Below are 15,091 nucleotides of genomic sequence, written 5' to 3'. Positions count from 1 at the left end.
TCAGTCAATCATGCCTATTAAATATGTGCAATATATTCATACGGCAAGGGCACGATCTTCCCAGGCGTCTGAATGTCTTCCAAGGCCTGAAGCGTATCGCGTACAATGCCCAACTGCATCGGTATATTATGCGGTTCCCCTGCATTGGCCCCCATAGGAACACGAGGAGATACGGCACGCGGCGTACCGTTTTGACGTACGACGGGTGGTAATGCGGCAATAATAATGGTAGGAATTCCAATTTCTTCAATGGCTCGCTGCACGATCACGGCAGTTCTATGGCACGTGCCTCACCCAGCGGTTAAGATAACGCCATCGACATTTTCGTCTTTCAATCTTTGGGCAATTTCAGGACCCGTTTTATCGTGGAATACTTCCTGGTCACCGCCGCCGCCCATAAAGCCGTAGTGGAAGGGCGCCGTTTCTTTAATAAATCCTTCTTCGACCAACTCATGGAGTCTGTCGAGGGGGAACATGCAGTTAATATCCCGGTTAGCGTCCGTATTGTCATATCCCCCGTGGGAAATCATGAGTTCAGACGTCGGAGTATTATCGGGAATTTCCCGGAAAGACGTATCCCCGGCTAAGTTAAATCGAGGATCGGTTTTAACATGAGCACCGCAGGCAGAAGCCAAGGCAATTCGCATTTCACTCAAGGGCTTCGTCACGGGTGTAAAAATAGATTTAGGTGTAATCGGCACATAGATTTCTGACTGTAAGCCTTCAAATACAGTTACACGCATAAGGCGTTTCCTCCTTTAATCAGAATTAGATATCTTTTTTTCGTTCTCTCATAAGACGCTGCTGGTTGCGGATTGCTCGCACGTATTTATCGTTCGGCTCTTGCTCAAACACTTCCGGATAGGACATCAAAAATCCAACTTCTTGTCCTACTTCTAAGTCATAGTCGGAAATGATCATCCTCTTAGGAATCCGAAGCTGCCCCAGACGTCCTTTTAAGTCAATGACAACGCTGCCGCCATGTACTTCAATAATAATACCTTCATACATGCGTTCGCTTGACATGTACTTCAATTCATGTTCGGCCATTTTATCCATCTCCAGCAACAGCCCGATTAATCTTCAGGCTCATATTTTTCCAAACGCTTCTTACTCTTCGGCAATACCTGTTCATTGTCGACCAATTCAATCTTTTGACCGGTCTTCTTTTCAATGATGTCGATGTTATTCAACTTCACATTGACATTCCATTGCCGTTCAGCCGGTTTTATGGTACCGCCGCCAATAAGCGTCTTCAACATAGCCAGCTGGCGAATGGCATCTTCCCGGCACAATGTATTATTGCCAAGAATTTCGTTTTCAATGCCTTGCATGGATTTATTATTGTCGCACATAGCTCCCATGTACTTGTTGCCAACAACTAACGCGCCCTGCTTAGCGCAATAAGAAGCACCGACAACTTTCACACCCCGCTGTCCGATCTTTTCAATATGGGATGTAAAGTCAACATGGTTATTGCCAAAGCCTTCTGTCGTAACAATGGCACCATCGACGCCCAAGCATTCTACGGTCTGACCAACACGTCCGGATACATAGAACTTATCCGAGTTAGCTTGTGGTGATCCGACCAGCATAACGCCGACTAAGTCGATTTCTTCATCGTGGAGGGCTTCTAAAACCAAGGGTTCACGCCAATAGTGACGAGACATTTCCTTAGAGGCCGGTCCAATGCAAGTCAAAGCATGGATGCATCCGTCAAGGACTTCTAAGGGATTTACCATAACCGGAACATTCCCGAGGTCGACATTTGGCTTAGCCCCCAGCGTACCAACCGGTTCTACCGGCAGCAGCAGGTTATCATGCATAGCCCCTTGTCCCATAATTTCCTTAACGATGACGACTTTAGGCTTGCCCGGTCGACGATATTGGGTCAGCGTTTCTTTTTCAGTTACCAGTGATTCATCCGCTTTTTTGAGAGCTTCCCGAATTTCCTGGCAAATATAATCAGAAGCCCGATGAGCTGCTAAGGGGCCGGGGCGTTCCATATTCGCATGGGCACGAATCGTGACATTCGTCCGAATGAAGATTTCGCCCTTATCCGGGGAACCGGGGCGTCCCCACATGATATTGCGGTCCATTTCGCCTTCACTGGAGCCAAACTCGCCGATCTGTACACCATCATGATCCGTACCGGTAACCATGAAAACGACTCCGTCGAGGACGCGGGTTATACCTTCTCCGACTTCGCCTTCTACCTTGGTAGCAATCGGTTGTACGTCCATAATAGTATTGCTGTACTCACCATAGCGGTCCGGCGTAATAATATCTAATTCGATGTTTTCAACTAGTTCTTGAGACTCAACTGCTTCTTCGCAAATTCCGTCTTTGCGGATTGTCAAAGTTGTGCCTTCAATCTTTGTTTCATCACCAAAAACAACTTTTTCTATTTTAACATGGTCATGACGAACTTCACGAACCTTTACAGCTTCTTCCACGGCTTCGGGAATATCAGCACTTGAATCGGCAGGTGCTGCCGCAGCGATGGATTCAGCTGATTTGACCGATGTCGTATTCGTTACCGTCGGAGTCACAACTCCTGCGGATACGCCACCGATAGGAAATTCTAAGTCAATTCCCTTTCCTTCACTGATGTGAATTTTAACGGTTCCTGCTGTAGTAACAGCTTGAGAAACGGGCAAAGGTTCTGTCATTGGAACAGACGCTTCTTCTTCAATTACATCCTTGACCGGTTCGCTTTCTGCAGGTGCTTCGACAGCAGCCTTAATGCCATCAACCATCTCTGCCGTCAAAGGAACTAAAGAATCGGCGGTCTGTTTTAAAGTAGCCCCAATAACCTGTTCAATTTTCAGAACATTATCGGGAATGGTCAATAAGCCGGAATCTTCTAAATCCGCAAAAATTGCCGGATCCTCTAAATTAGCGGCTTCTAATACAGTGCCTGCTTCGGCACGGCAGCATAATACTGCAGGGTCTTTTGCGTGGTCTTTTGCCATTTCGGCTGTAATAGACATAAAGTCATCCTCCTTTTAAACTGTTTAATGTTTAAACATCATTGAGGAAGCTTTCGATACAGCTTGTGACCGTCAGCCCGCAGTACATGATCAGTATGATGATAAACTGGCACTCCTAACCTAGGAGCTACACCCATAACGGTGTTCGTTCAATTAGAGCATGTTCCAACAATTAAAACGTCTGCTCCAGCTTTTTTCAAAGCGATTACCGTTTCTGCCTGCCCCGGGCATTCGCCTGGCAAGTCACATCTGTATCGACCATTTACCTCAACCATTCGCTTGCATTGTTTCTTAGCGACTACCGTTGCGCCCATACTTTCGGCAATGTGCGTCAGGCGTTCTTCGGATCCGCCGCACTCACAAATCAAGATGCCGGCCTTACGAGATTCTTGTGGGAACGGCATGGCGATTAAGAAAGCTCCACTGGTTTTTGTTACCGGAGAATCTTCACTGCCGGCACGGCCGGTCTGAGGACCCCCAACGACGATTTCACCATAGGGTTTTATGTACCCGCCGGCCTTCATGATCAGTTCATGAGCCGTCGTTCCAATCGGGACGTCGACAAATACGCTTTCCTTCTGCTCCACTCTTCCCGATACGGTCAAATCTTTATCAATCGCCGGTTTTCTGTCTTCGATAGCTTCCGCGATATGCTTAATCGTTTCCACATTATCAATGCAAGCTCCGACAGCTCCCGGCAGTTGTCCCGGTTCCAGGACAATACCCATGATTTCCCGAACAATAACGCGTTCATCCCCGGCAGGATACATATCCGGCAGGCGGAAGACATCGATATTCGGCTCATCCTTCGTTTCCTTGATTAAGGCAACGACAGCCTTCTTATGCTTGGGTTTGATAGCAATATAGGCCTTCGGTGCTTTGGTTATTTCCATGCAGTACTTAATGCCGCGAACTAACTGTGCAGCCTGTGTTTCCATCTGATGGATATTATGGGCCAGCAGCGGTTCACATTCTGCTGCATTGGCGATAAATACACCGTTCGGAATCTCAGTTTTTAACTTAACGGCTGTCGGAAAACCGGCACCGCCTGCACCAACAACCCCGGCAGACTCAATGGCTTCTAAATTCGTCTGAAATTCAGGAATAGGCACATATGTCGTGAAATCCTGAACATCATCTGCAGCCATATGTATATCCGTATCCGTCACCTTCGTGATAGTACCGGAATAACTGGCATGGATGTTTGCTCCCAATCCGCCGGGAACGGCAATCAGCTGACCGCGTTTTACATATTCCCCTTCAGAAACAATGGCCTTACAAGGAGCTCCCACATGTTGTTTTAATGGCAATACAATGTTTTTCATTTTTTTCACCTCCTTTCAATAAAGTGATGAGCAGCCTCAAGTTTGTGCTTTTACGAACAAGCATAACTAAAGACACTTCATCTTAAATAAATTATCTCATGCGGTATCATTTGAAAAAATAGGACGATATTGACCAATTGTTGACCCATTATTGACTCAACATCGATTTCTTATACCGTAAAAATGGACATTTGTTAGACAACCTTATATAATAAGAACTATCCTATATGATAATGTTTCACACATTAATCAAATACTGTTATTAGTAAGTTAGGTCTATATGGATTTTTAAAAATACTCCGAGGTAGGCACCATGAAAAAATCAAATGCGTCAAGCTACTCATCAGCGTTAAAAAAATTGATTTCCTTTACGGAAGCCAGTTCAACTGAATTAGCTCAGTACATGGGATATGATATTTCTTATATCAGCAAGTGGAAAAGCGGAACGAAGTTGCCCTCCTCTCGTACCATTGAGCGTATTAATACTGAAATGGGAAAGTACTTTTCAGATTTAATTATTTCCAAAAAAATGACGGATGAGTTTTATGCCTATTTTCTAATCCCAACGGCTCAGAGCGACATTCCGTTTGCGATTGCTCAATATCTTTCCACAGCCTACCGCGATACGCTTCATAGCCACCGCACGGCGGCCGTAACGACAACGCCTCATTCGGCAATTCTTACCGATCCGAAAGACATAAAAGACCTATTCGCTGAACGTTTCAAAAAACAGTTGTTAAGTCAGAATCCCAGTACCGAACTGTTGATTCTCGGTGATTTTTGCGCGCTCTATGATGCCGGTTTTTGGCCGTGCTTACAAGAGGCCTCCGATCAGGGGATTCCGTTAAAGATAACCCTCGGTGTAAATCAAAAGAAGTTATCCGAAGATTGGCATTATACAAAAGCCCTTTACGATATCTTAAATCAATACCTCGGCTTCAACTTCACCTTATACGAATACGAAAACATATTTTTAAATAATCTGATTATCTTGAATAATAAATTTATCATTCAATACGCGCAGCAGCCGGACAATGCCTTCGGACTGTGCACCGCTATCGATGACCCCATTGCCGTCCAGACCGTTTCAAAAAGATTCAGATCAAAAAAACTGGCTGCCACACCTATTTTGAAAGGGATGAGTTCCCCTTGGAAAACCGACCTCGGTTATCGAACTTGGTTTTATGAACGAGCCCGCTTTTTCTTCTACCTGACAAATGGCATCGAATACCTGCTGCCTAATGAAGTATTCGACAACCTTAGTAAACAGCTGCCACCGAAAGAAGCCATGTCCATCCACCGCCTTCGCATTACCTGGGAGGAAATCATCAATAAATCCGATTTAAAATTAATGATTCCCAGCCCTTCGCTAATCCGCTATTTAGAAACAGGAAGTATTGACCTGACACAGTATCAATATAAGCTGAGCCCGCAAGAGAGAATTTCTCATTTGAAAAATATACTTGATTGTTTAAGAAACAATCCTAAAATACAGATCGGCTTACTATTCGCTTCTCCGGGATCAATTCAGAATCTGTCCTTCTATTCAAATTATAAAACCTCCTTTTTTAAAAAGAACGCGACTCATATCAAGCCAGAAGCAGATGCCTTCTATCTCATTGAGAATGCCGATTTAAATGAAAATTTTTTAAATTTATTTCACCAATTAAAAAACCTTCCCTCGTATCATGAATATACGGAAGAGGAAATTTCTGAAAAATATGTGCAGTATGCTCCCTTAACAAGGCGGATCATGTCAATTGACTCCGGTCAATAAAGAGTCAATCATTCAATAATTATTCCATGGAATACCAGTATTATTCATCCATCGCCCGTGATATAATAAAGTTGTCCTGGGGAGGGATGGGTTCTGGTGTTCCCTCTGGTCTTCAAAACCAGCATGAGGGGTTAGTAGCTTCTCAGGTGGGTTCGATTCCCACACTTTCCCGCCACATAAAATAAGACGCCTGTCACCATGGTGACAGGCGTCTTTTGTGTAGTTATACTATTTTTTTAGTCCATACCGGATAAAGACAAGGCTCACTTCATACAGAATGATCATGGGAACCGCCAACAATGACTGTGAAATCATATCCGTCGTCGGCGTGATGACGGCCGCAATTGCAAACGATATTACAATCACATATTTTCGAAAGCTTTTTAACTGTATCGACGAGACGAGCCCCATTCGGACTAATACTACCAAGGCTACGGGCAGATTGAAAATAACGCCGAAAGGCACGACCATGAGGACGGCAAAATCTAAATACCCGGCTAAAGACCATAACGGCTGTACCGATTCCATGGCAAAACTCATGAAAAAGCGGAGCCCTTGCGGCAAAACGATGAAGAAAGCAAAAGAAATCCCGCCTAAAAACAGCAAGGTCGACAAGGGAACAATGAGCAGTAACCCTTTCTTTTCCTGCTTGGTGAATGCCGGAAGTAAGAAAGCCCAAAACTGGTAAAACCAAACGGGAGAGGCTGCGACAACGCCGCTCCATAAAGCGATTTTCATATAAATCATAAAGGCTTCGGCCGGCTTCATGACATAGAGTTTTTCGACAGGGCTTGTCAAAAGGGCAACGATTGCATCGATCTGCCAGGCACAGACGGCCATTCCCATGGCTATGGCAACGGCTGATTTAATAATTCGTCGCCGCAGCTCCGTCAGATGATCCGTAATGGTCATGCTTTATCCGAAGATTGAACGGTCTGACTTTGAAGCTCTTCCGCCGTCTTTCCAGCATCTTTCCCCGGTTCATGCGCTTCATCCGTATTCACCGCATCCTTAAATTCATGAAGACTCTTTCCCAAAGCATGCCCAATCGTTGGCAGCTTTCCCGGCCCGAAAACGACCAAGGCAATGACTAAAATAAGCAATAATTCCGGTGCACCCAATCCAAACATCGCAGTTCCTCCTATTCACAAATAGCCTGTAACGCGGCAATCGCCTTGTCAACCTCGTCTTCCGTATTGTAGTGGCTGAATGAAAAGCGAACAGTCCCTGTAGGAAAGGTCGTCAGTGTTTTATGCGCCCACGGGGCACAATGGAGGCCGACACGCGTCAATATACCGTATTGATTTTCCAATTCAAAAGCCACTTGCGCATTGTCTTTACTGAATGAGGAGACAGAAACGACGGCCACTCGCTGTGCCGTATCTTTTCTCCCGGCGATAGTAAGATTGGGGATACTCTTGAGCCCTTCCAAAAAGCGTCGGGTCAAGACCATTTCCTTCTCATGAATTGTCGTAATGCCTTCCTCCAACAAATAGTTCAAGGAAGCATGAAGACCTATAATCCCCGGCAAGTTCATCGTTCCTGCTTCAAACTTATCCGGTAAAAAATCAGGAACGTCTTCACTATGCGATAAACTGCCCGTTCCTCCGCTAATAAGAGGTTGTATACGGGCCGCTAACTCGTCGGTGACAATAAAGCCCCCGATTCCCTGAGGGCCGAGCAGCCCTTTATGGCCGGTAAAGCAAAGAGCGTCAATATGCATATCCTCCATATGAATCGGCAGAACTCCGGCCGTTTGAGCACTATCGACAATAAACGTAAGTCCATGACGACGACAAAAATCTCCGACTTCCGTCAAGGGCATAACCGTTCCACAAACATTCGACGCATGAGTCATAATGACAGCCTTCGTGTTGGGACGAACCAGCGCTGCCGCTTCTTTTAGGCGCAACTCGCCTTGCTGCGTGCAGGGAATTCGATCAAAAGAAACACCGTCCCTTGTTAACTGAACTAAAGGGCGCATGACGGCATTGTGTTCCATCGACGATACCAAGACGTGATCTCCCGGCCGCAGCAGACCTTTTAAAACCATATTCAAACTCGTCGTAATATTGGCTGTAAAGATAACATTTTTACAATCGGGATAGCCAAACAGGCGGCTCAAGGCTACTCGCGTCTGGTATACGACATTTTCCATCTCATAGGCAGGACCATAGGAACCGCGGTTAATATTGACGCCGTAATTTGTAATAAAATCGCCGACTGCAGCCGCGACGGTCGGCGGCTTAGGAAAGGATGTACAGGCATTGTCCATATAAATTTTGTCCATAAAGATCTCTCCCCTACGTTAAATCAATCATTGGCAGCACACAGTTTACCAACAGCATCGGCGCGGCAGCGGCAGCAGTGCCTCATTTGTGCTACATATTGTTCCGCCTTATCCTGAACCCGTCGATGCTGTTCCGCCGTTAAAGGAGTCACCTGTTCAAACGGTGTGTTTTCTACCGGAATCATCGAAATACAATTCATGATGTCTACCTTCCAGGAAGCGCATTTCCTAGCAATATCGACGACGTGGTCTTCATTAATCCCCGGAATAACGACCGTATTTACCTTGACGGTCAGCCTTAACTCCTTCGCCATACGAATGCCTTCATCTTGTGCCCTCAATAAATAGCCGGCGCCAAGAGCCCCGTCCAGCTTTTGACCGTTTACACCGACAAAAGCATATATCTTACCGGCAATCTCCGGAGAAACGGCATTTACGGTAACCGTTAAATGCGTCACCCCCACGGCGGCCAAGTCCTTCACGTAGGCCGGCAGACCTAACCCATTCGTCGATACGCACAACATTAACTCCGGATAGGCCTCGTGAACGAGCTGAAAGGTCTCTAACGTCTGCTGAGCATCACAAAGCGGATCCCCCGGTCCGGCAATACCTACAACAGAAATATCAGACCGAGTATGCATAACCTTTCGCAAAAACGCAAGAGCCTCCTGCGGGGTATATACCCGATCGGTAACACCGGGGCGAGATTCATTGACACAACTGTACTTGCGGTTACAAAACTTGCACTGGATGTTGCAATGCGGTGCCACCGGCAAGTGGACGCGTCCCCAAGTGCGATGAGCACCATAGTTAAAGCAAGGATGTTTACTCATGTTTCTTCTTCCCCCAATAAATAGCATTATTATGGCAGACATGCAGACAGCTGCCGCAATTATTGCAGTTCATCTCTTCCGGCCTGGTTCCCATTTCACAGACACGTAAACAAGCATCACAATTGTCGCAGGCCGAAGTTTTCCGGATTCCAAAAAGAGAGATCTTCTTAACGATTTCAAACAGGCCTCCGGCAGGACAAATGAAACGGCACCATGCATTCGCAACAATAAGGCTGCCAATAATCAGTACGATAATGAAGATAGTCCGAGCCAGCCAAAACGGCGAAGCATGTTGAAAACTTAAGTAAATGGAATTGAAAACCTCTCCCGTTCGAATCGGAATCATCATTCTCGGATTATCCATGATGAAATAAATATAGGCACAGGCGACAATCAGAAGCGCCATTCCCAATTGTCCGAAGCGAAGTATCTTTTTACGGCTTCGTAATTTAAAGAGTGCCGCCTTGCCCAACACTTGATTTACAAAACCGACGGGACAAACCCACCCGCAAAAAGCACGGCCGACAAGGATGGCTGAAATAGGAATAATCAACCACGCCGTATAAAAATACGCGGTCAAACGCCCCCAGCAAGTAAGAACAGGGCAACTTTGACAGTTGACAAAGGGAACTAGAAAGGGACAGCGAAAAATGCCGTAAAAAGCCCATTTCCCAAGGCCACCTACCATGATCAATTGAACAATCCTCCGAATAACGGGTATCGTATAAAGCTTCTCTGTCAATGGTTTCATATTATCAGTCCTTTACTCCGAACTTCTCAATAAGCAATTTTCCCTTCGGCGAATATGCCGGAATAAACCCGTGCCGTTGAAAAGCATCCTGTGCCTCCTTATCGCACAGAAAATTGACATAGTCGTCAGCTAAAGCCCGATCCGGTGCTGAATTCATAACGCCGATAGTGAAGGTCCGCGGTCCCGGAGGGAAAAATTTCTCATCAATAGGAACAACATGAACCTTGCCTTCATACGCCGGCATGGTCGTCAGACGCCGTTCAACGATGGAGGCATCATAAGTCCCTTTCACGACTTTAGGCATCATCTTGATGACGCAGCTTTCTTTCTCAAGCATATTGCTTCGTACAGCCTGGTCAATCCCTGCATTTTTGATAATATTAGCCACGGCATCCCCGCCCGGAGGTGACGCCCCCAGAGGCAGAATTATGCGCACTCCCGGTTTTGCCAAATCATCGATGGTCTGTATCCCGGCAGGATTGTCGGCCGGCGTCACAATAACATATTCCGTAAAACATAACGGCTTGAAATATGCCATTTTCCCGGTTTTTCTCAAGGATTGCGCCAATTTTAAAACACGGCCGGCAAAGACATCCGTTGTAGCGCTGCCGCCAAGTAAAGATTTGCCAAGGGCACCGGCAAAGGCCCCGGTGTAATTAATATCGACCCCTCTTTTTTTCTCATACATCGCATTGACTTCGGTAAATGTCTCTGCTAAGCCCCCGCAAGACCAAACGGTAAGGCTCTTCGAATTAAAAAGAGCTGAATCTGCCAATGATACTTTTGGCAGTACAGCCGCCGCCGTAACAGCCAACATTGACTTTAAAAAAGTTCTTCTGGTGATTTCTCGCTTCTCGTCCATAGTCATCCTCCGCGCATAATATTGGTATATTTATCTATAAGTATACTCACCTCAAATTCCATGCGCAACCCGAATGCCATGGATTCTGCAGGCCAATAATAGTCAATTTAGCTTCAAAAAAGAGTCAATGAAATCAAGCTTTATGCATTTGTGAAATAATTTACTTTTTTCACACCGCATGATATAATCTAATTAATTATTAGCTCGACTATTTTTTTGTTAGGTCATTTTCATTTTAAAAAATCAAATTTAGTCAGGAGGTAGTGAAATGAGTTTAGAAAGGGAAAAAATTGCCATCATCATTGCAGGACTCATCATCGGGCTGATTGCAGGTCTGTTGGTCGTCGCCGGAAACCCGGCCAACATGGGGTTTTGTATCGCCTGCTTTATCCGTGATACCGTCGGAGGGTTGGGCCTGCATCGAGCCGGTGCCGTACAGTATATTCGACCTGAAATCATCGGCTTGTTACTGGGATCATTCATCCTCTCGTTAATTCGTCATGAACACGGCTCCCGCGGTGGTTCTTCTCCGGTGACCCGATTCATTTTAGGATTCTTCGTCATGATAGGCTGCCTGATGTTTTTAGGGTGCCCCTTCCGAATGATCCTGCGAATTGCCGGCGGTGACTGGAATGCCTTAGTCGGCCTCGCCGGTTTTGCCTGCGGCATCGGTGCCGGTGTCTTCTTCTTGAATCGCGGTTACTCCTTAAAGAGAACCTATACGCAAACCAAACTCGACGGCTTCATTATGCCGGCTGTTCAAATTATTATGCTGCTCTTATTAATTCTTGCACCGGCCTTTATCCTCTTTACCCCAGCCGGAGGCGGTCCCGGGGCCAAGCATGCTGCCGTTTGGATTTCATTGGGAGCCGGTCTCATCGTCGGCGCTTTGGCACAATATACCCGCTTTTGCATGGTAGGCGGAATCCGTGATTTCATCTTATTCCGTGAAACAAAATTATTACTCGGCTTTATCGCCCTCTTAGTTGCCGCCTTCGCCGTAAATCTGGCTGTCGGCAATTTCCATCCCGGTTTTACGGGACAACCTATCGCCCATGCCGACGGACTTTGGAACTTCTTAGGCATGCTCTTAGCCGGTTTCGGTTGCGCCCTTCTCGGCGGCTGCCCCATGCGCCAGCTTATTTTAACCGGTGAAGGCAACACCGATTCGGCCGTTACCTTCCTGGGCTTGGCTGCCGGCGCTGCCTTTGCCCATAACTTTGCCTTAGCGGCTTCGGGAAATGGCCCGACCATGAACGGTAAATACGGAGTCATCATCGGATTGATCGTCGTTTTAATCATTGCCATCGTAAACACATATTCGCAAAAGAAAGCTATGAATTGAGGTGAGACACATGATGATAGATGCCAGAGGTTATTCCTGCCCGGAACCGGTTATTATGGTAAAAAAAGCTTTAGAACAACAAAGGGACGACAAAACCTGTGAAGTACTGGTAGACAACCACGCTGCCCTTGAAAACATCACTCGTTTCGTCACCCACCAAGGATACGCCGTAGAATCGGCCGAACAGGGAGACGATTTTCTCCTGAAAATCACACGGAAGTAGTGAAAGCCATGTACTACGTCGCATTATTTTATTCCCATTTCGGTGCCATTCGATTCATCAATTCCCTTCCCGAAAGCATTGTCGAGAAGCGGATGATGCCTGTCCCCCGCTCCCTAAGCGCATCTTGCGGGACCTGCGTCCGTTTTAAAGGTCCCGATGACTACACCTTTACCGTCGACGAAAGTCATGAGGTCGAACAAATCGTAAAAGAAACGAAGGACGGTTATGTCATCGTCTTTAAATCAGAATAGAGCACAAACGACAAAAGTACCGTTGCTGTATACCATGCAGCAACGGTACTTTTGTATAACTCGACAAGATACGTGGCGTTCATCAAATCAGCGCTAATTATGAAGTGAGTCCAACCAAAGAAATGTACAAAGAAGAGCATCTTTGCTACAATATAAGGAAATATCATATCTTTACCTTCTATCACCGGTTATTCATAAAACGCGGGAATTTTACTCCCCCTCACAACAAACAGACTGGTTGATGAAAAATAAATAATCAACAGTTTGTCGACTTCATTATAATAAAATTCTCGACGGCTAAAATTAATTGTTAACGCTAAATAACGATATAGTCAACGGTAGGTGAATCATGAAAGATAGTAAGTTACACAATCCAACCTTGCGAGTACTCAACATATTAGAAACTGTCTGTGCCAATAATAAGGGACTGACACTGACAGCCATTTCAAACCAAACAGGAATTGCGAAGGGAACGCTTTATCCAATTGTAATGACCTTGATCCATGAAAGATATCTACAAATACATGATTCTGCAATTACAATAGGGCAACAGTGCTTTAAGCTGGGCAATGCTTATGAACACTCACTGAATTATCTGTCAATAATTCGCCCCTATATGCAAGAAATTGTAAATCGCTGTGATGAAATCTGTCAGCTAGGCATATTGGATGGCCCCGATGTATTATACATAGAAAAAAAAGAGCCCGACCAAGCCATCCGAATTACATCGTATGTAGGAAAAGCCTTGGCCGCTTCTGCGACGGCCTTAGGGAAAGTACTGTTATCCGGGTTGAGTGATGAAATGATTCGTGAATTATATACCCATGGATTAACACGCTATACAGAAAAAACAACCGTCGATATAGAGACCCTATTAGAGCAAGTCAAAATCGTTAAAGCAAAAGGATATGCTCATGAAATCGGTGAATCCCACATTGAAGTAGAGTGTTTAGCCGTCCCGATTCGCCAAGGCCCCGATATCCTGGCTGCCTTAAGCGTTAGTCTCCCCATCTTCCGTTCTACACCAGAAAAAATTCAATCTATTGTTTCACTGCTAAAGCAGCAAGTTCATCTTATTGAACATGAAATCAATCAGATGCCTTCAAAACAAATCTCTATATAATGATCAACAAATGACGCCCCTTCTGGAGGAATCTATCCCTTCGGAAGGGGTTTTATTACGAGCCATCATAAACAGTGATATTTATATGAATAATTACTATAAGAATGACTCTTTTGAATATTGACGACCGTTTTTATAAGTGATACAGTTAAACCGTGGTAAGTATATACAAATTAAGTTAGAATATACGAACAAAAAGAGGTGTGTATGAATGGATTGTAAATATTTTTGCCCCATTTTAACGTCTGTCAATTCAGATGGAACGGTGAATTATGAAGAGATGCATCAATTCTATGATCAAATCTTAGATGCCGGTATCGATGGCATTTTAGTGGGTGGCAGCGCCGGAGAATTTTATGCATTTACCTACGATGAAATCAAAGCAATGATAACAGATGCCGTAAAGTATATCAACAAAAGAGGCTTTGTTTTAGCCGGCACAGGTCGTATGGCAAAATCTGAAACTATCAGTCTTTCCAACGCCGTCATTGACGCCGGTGCTGACGCGGTCATCATTGTCGGTCCATACTATTGCGGATGTACACAGGAAAATGTATTCCAGTATTATGATGATGTAATGGGACAAATTCATGGTAACATTTTCCTTTATAATTTTGCCGATCGCACAGGATATGATGTTTCGGAAAAAACGATACTGCGACTCATCAAAAAACACTCGAATTTCATTGGCGTAAAAGATACGCATCCGATGTTACGCCATACACAACGATACATTCAGGAAATAAAGAGCCAGTATCCGAATTTCATGGTATTTACGGGATATGATAATAACTGTATCCCCTCTGTCCTTTCCGGCGGCAACGGCTGTATCGGTGCTTTATCCAATGTCTATCCGGAAATGTGCCATCAGGCAGCTGAAGCCCTTCGTAATGAAGATTTATCCGCACTCCGCTCCAGCCAACGTCAAATTGATAAACGCATGAAATTCTATGAAGTATATCCGACCTTCAACCCGGTAATGAAATGGGCTTTAAAAGAATTAGGCCAGCCTATGCAGGAAAATTGCAAGGCGCCGCTCGTCCCATTAACTGCTGAAGAAAAACAAAAACTAAGTTCTGCCGCCGATGAGCTTTGGCGCAACAAATAAAAATAAGCTGCCGTTTTGAATCGACCCTTTAAAGTTGGACCAAAATCCAACTTTAAGGGGTCATATCATTTGAACTGCTACCCGTCAAGTAGACACTCGAAAAAACATAAATAGATTTTGTTTCTGCCACCGGTTTCCGGTGGCAGTTTTTTATGCTGCCAGCCAATAGCTGGCATGTTTTTCCATTGGCGTTACTACTCCCAGATTTCT

16 protein-coding genes and 1 tRNA gene are annotated in these 15,091 nt (G+C 45.2%); 7 read left to right on the top strand and 10 right to left on the bottom strand.

Translation table 11 applies throughout. The annotated features are described in order from the left end of the window. Window positions 1-17: 17 nt before the first annotated feature. Genes prdB through prdC form a run of 4 tightly spaced genes read right to left on the bottom strand, consistent with a single transcriptional unit; the run spans window position 18 to window position 4,318 of the window. The gene (gene prdB, locus UCI88_RS06190) at window positions 18-743 is read right to left on the bottom strand and encodes a D-proline reductase (dithiol) protein PrdB (protein WP_256179598.1); all 726 of its coding nucleotides are present in this window, start codon (window positions 741-743) and stop codon (window positions 18-20) included. A 25-nt stretch (window positions 744-768) separates the two neighbouring features. After that, the gene (locus UCI88_RS06185; RefSeq protein ID WP_225068751.1) at window positions 769-1,050 is read right to left on the bottom strand and encodes a CBO2463/CBO2479 domain-containing protein; all 282 of its coding nucleotides are present in this window, start codon (window positions 1,048-1,050) and stop codon (window positions 769-771) included. Window positions 1,051-1,076: 26 nt separating this feature from the next. After that, entirely contained in the window at window positions 1,077-2,993 is a 1,917-nt protein-coding gene (gene prdA, locus UCI88_RS06180; RefSeq protein ID WP_256179596.1) for a D-proline reductase (dithiol) proprotein PrdA, read from the bottom strand. 38 nt (window positions 2,994-3,031) lie between these two features. Beyond that, complete coding sequence (gene prdC, locus UCI88_RS06175) at window positions 3,032-4,318, bottom strand: proline reductase-associated electron transfer protein PrdC (RefSeq protein ID WP_276535330.1); 1,287 nt, start codon at window positions 4,316-4,318, stop codon at window positions 3,032-3,034. A 313-nt stretch (window positions 4,319-4,631) separates the two neighbouring features. On the opposite strand from prdC, the gene UCI88_RS06170 reads away from it, so the two are divergent. Both UCI88_RS06170 and UCI88_RS06165 read left to right on the top strand, forming a co-directional pair. Continuing rightward, window positions 4,632-6,095: a helix-turn-helix domain-containing protein gene (locus tag UCI88_RS06170; protein ID WP_256179594.1), complete on the top strand. Its 1,464-nt coding sequence runs from the start codon at window positions 4,632-4,634 to the stop codon at window positions 6,093-6,095. Window positions 6,096-6,173: 78 nt separating this feature from the next. Beyond that, window positions 6,174-6,270 (top strand) — tRNA-Sec (locus UCI88_RS06165). 53 nt (window positions 6,271-6,323) lie between these two features. Here the strand turns inward: UCI88_RS06165 and tatC are convergent. Genes tatC through UCI88_RS06135 form a run of 6 tightly spaced genes read right to left on the bottom strand, consistent with a single transcriptional unit; the run spans window position 6,324 to window position 10,831 of the window. Further along, a complete protein-coding gene (gene tatC, locus UCI88_RS06160; protein WP_256179593.1) occupies window positions 6,324-7,007 on the bottom strand; it encodes a twin-arginine translocase subunit TatC in 684 nt (227 codons plus the stop codon). Continuing rightward, complete coding sequence (gene tatA, locus UCI88_RS06155; RefSeq protein WP_256179592.1) at window positions 7,004-7,225, bottom strand: twin-arginine translocase TatA/TatE family subunit; 222 nt, start codon at window positions 7,223-7,225, stop codon at window positions 7,004-7,006. The genes tatC and tatA overlap by 4 nt, the downstream gene beginning before the upstream one ends. Window positions 7,226-7,236: 11 nt before the next feature. Then, the gene (locus tag UCI88_RS06150; protein ID WP_256179591.1) at window positions 7,237-8,385 is read right to left on the bottom strand and encodes an aminotransferase class V-fold PLP-dependent enzyme; all 1,149 of its coding nucleotides are present in this window, start codon (window positions 8,383-8,385) and stop codon (window positions 7,237-7,239) included. A 23-nt stretch (window positions 8,386-8,408) separates the two neighbouring features. Then, window positions 8,409-9,218 (bottom strand): radical SAM protein, encoded by an 810-nt coding sequence (locus UCI88_RS06145; RefSeq protein WP_256179590.1) that lies wholly within the window; start codon window positions 9,216-9,218, stop codon window positions 8,409-8,411. After that, complete coding sequence (locus tag UCI88_RS06140; protein WP_256179589.1) at window positions 9,211-9,969, bottom strand: 4Fe-4S binding protein; 759 nt, start codon at window positions 9,967-9,969, stop codon at window positions 9,211-9,213. Before UCI88_RS06140 ends, UCI88_RS06145 begins: the two co-directional genes overlap by 8 nt. Window positions 9,970-9,973: 4 nt before the next feature. Next, window positions 9,974-10,831, bottom strand: coding sequence for a substrate-binding domain-containing protein (locus UCI88_RS06135; RefSeq protein ID WP_226870474.1), 858 nt, complete (start codon window positions 10,829-10,831; stop codon window positions 9,974-9,976). A gap of 268 nt (window positions 10,832-11,099) precedes the next feature. Between UCI88_RS06135 and yedE the strand changes: the two genes are divergently transcribed. The 5 genes from yedE to UCI88_RS06110 all read left to right on the top strand — a co-directional run bounded on the left by yedE (window position 11,100) and on the right by UCI88_RS06110 (window position 14,881). Beyond that, the gene (gene yedE / locus UCI88_RS06130) at window positions 11,100-12,176 is read left to right on the top strand and encodes a YedE family putative selenium transporter (protein ID WP_256179588.1); all 1,077 of its coding nucleotides are present in this window, start codon (window positions 11,100-11,102) and stop codon (window positions 12,174-12,176) included. 10 nt (window positions 12,177-12,186) lie between these two features. Continuing rightward, complete coding sequence (locus tag UCI88_RS06125) at window positions 12,187-12,399, top strand: sulfurtransferase TusA family protein (RefSeq protein WP_256179587.1); 213 nt, start codon at window positions 12,187-12,189, stop codon at window positions 12,397-12,399. Between the two features lie 8 nt (window positions 12,400-12,407). After that, the gene (locus UCI88_RS06120; RefSeq protein ID WP_256179586.1) at window positions 12,408-12,650 is read left to right on the top strand and encodes a DUF3343 domain-containing protein; all 243 of its coding nucleotides are present in this window, start codon (window positions 12,408-12,410) and stop codon (window positions 12,648-12,650) included. A gap of 349 nt (window positions 12,651-12,999) precedes the next feature. Then, on the top strand, window positions 13,000-13,773 hold the full coding sequence (locus UCI88_RS06115) for an IclR family transcriptional regulator (RefSeq protein ID WP_256179585.1): 774 nt from the start codon (window positions 13,000-13,002) through the stop codon (window positions 13,771-13,773). Window positions 13,774-13,984: 211 nt separating this feature from the next. Continuing rightward, a complete protein-coding gene (locus tag UCI88_RS06110) occupies window positions 13,985-14,881 on the top strand; it encodes a dihydrodipicolinate synthase family protein (protein ID WP_256179584.1) in 897 nt (298 codons plus the stop codon). Window positions 14,882-15,091: the final 210 nt, after the last annotated feature.

The sequence above is a fragment of the Megasphaera massiliensis genome, from assembly GCF_036305205.1.
Classification (GTDB): Bacteria; Bacillota; Negativicutes; order Veillonellales; family Megasphaeraceae; genus Megasphaera; species Megasphaera massiliensis.
Note: the sequence above shows the minus strand (reverse complement) of the source record. Positions and strands in the feature narration are given on the sequence as shown.

Coding starts and splice junctions, on each gene's coding strand:
- UCI88_RS06185 (WP_225068751.1), bottom strand. CDS start 1,050: ATGGCCGAACATGAATTGAAGTACATGTCAAGCGAACGCATGTATGAA.
- prdA (WP_256179596.1), bottom strand. CDS start 2,993: ATGTCTATTACAGCCGAAATGGCAAAAGACCACGCAAAAGACCCTGCA.
- UCI88_RS06170 (WP_256179594.1), top strand. CDS start 4,632: ATGAAAAAATCAAATGCGTCAAGCTACTCATCAGCGTTAAAAAAATTG.
- tatC (WP_256179593.1), bottom strand. CDS start 7,007: ATGACCATTACGGATCATCTGACGGAGCTGCGGCGACGAATTATTAAA.
- tatA (WP_256179592.1), bottom strand. CDS start 7,225: ATGTTTGGATTGGGTGCACCGGAATTATTGCTTATTTTAGTCATTGCC.
- UCI88_RS06150 (WP_256179591.1), bottom strand. CDS start 8,385: ATGGACAAAATTTATATGGACAATGCCTGTACATCCTTTCCTAAGCCG.
- UCI88_RS06145 (WP_256179590.1), bottom strand. CDS start 9,218: ATGAGTAAACATCCTTGCTTTAACTATGGTGCTCATCGCACTTGGGGA.
- UCI88_RS06140 (WP_256179589.1), bottom strand. CDS start 9,969: ATGAAACCATTGACAGAGAAGCTTTATACGATACCCGTTATTCGGAGG.
- UCI88_RS06135 (WP_226870474.1), bottom strand. CDS start 10,831: ATGGACGAGAAGCGAGAAATCACCAGAAGAACTTTTTTAAAGTCAATG.
- yedE (WP_256179588.1), top strand. CDS start 11,100: ATGAGTTTAGAAAGGGAAAAAATTGCCATCATCATTGCAGGACTCATC.
- UCI88_RS06125 (WP_256179587.1), top strand. CDS start 12,187: ATGATGATAGATGCCAGAGGTTATTCCTGCCCGGAACCGGTTATTATG.
- UCI88_RS06120 (WP_256179586.1), top strand. CDS start 12,408: ATGTACTACGTCGCATTATTTTATTCCCATTTCGGTGCCATTCGATTC.
- UCI88_RS06115 (WP_256179585.1), top strand. CDS start 13,000: ATGAAAGATAGTAAGTTACACAATCCAACCTTGCGAGTACTCAACATA.
- UCI88_RS06110 (WP_256179584.1), top strand. CDS start 13,985: ATGGATTGTAAATATTTTTGCCCCATTTTAACGTCTGTCAATTCAGAT.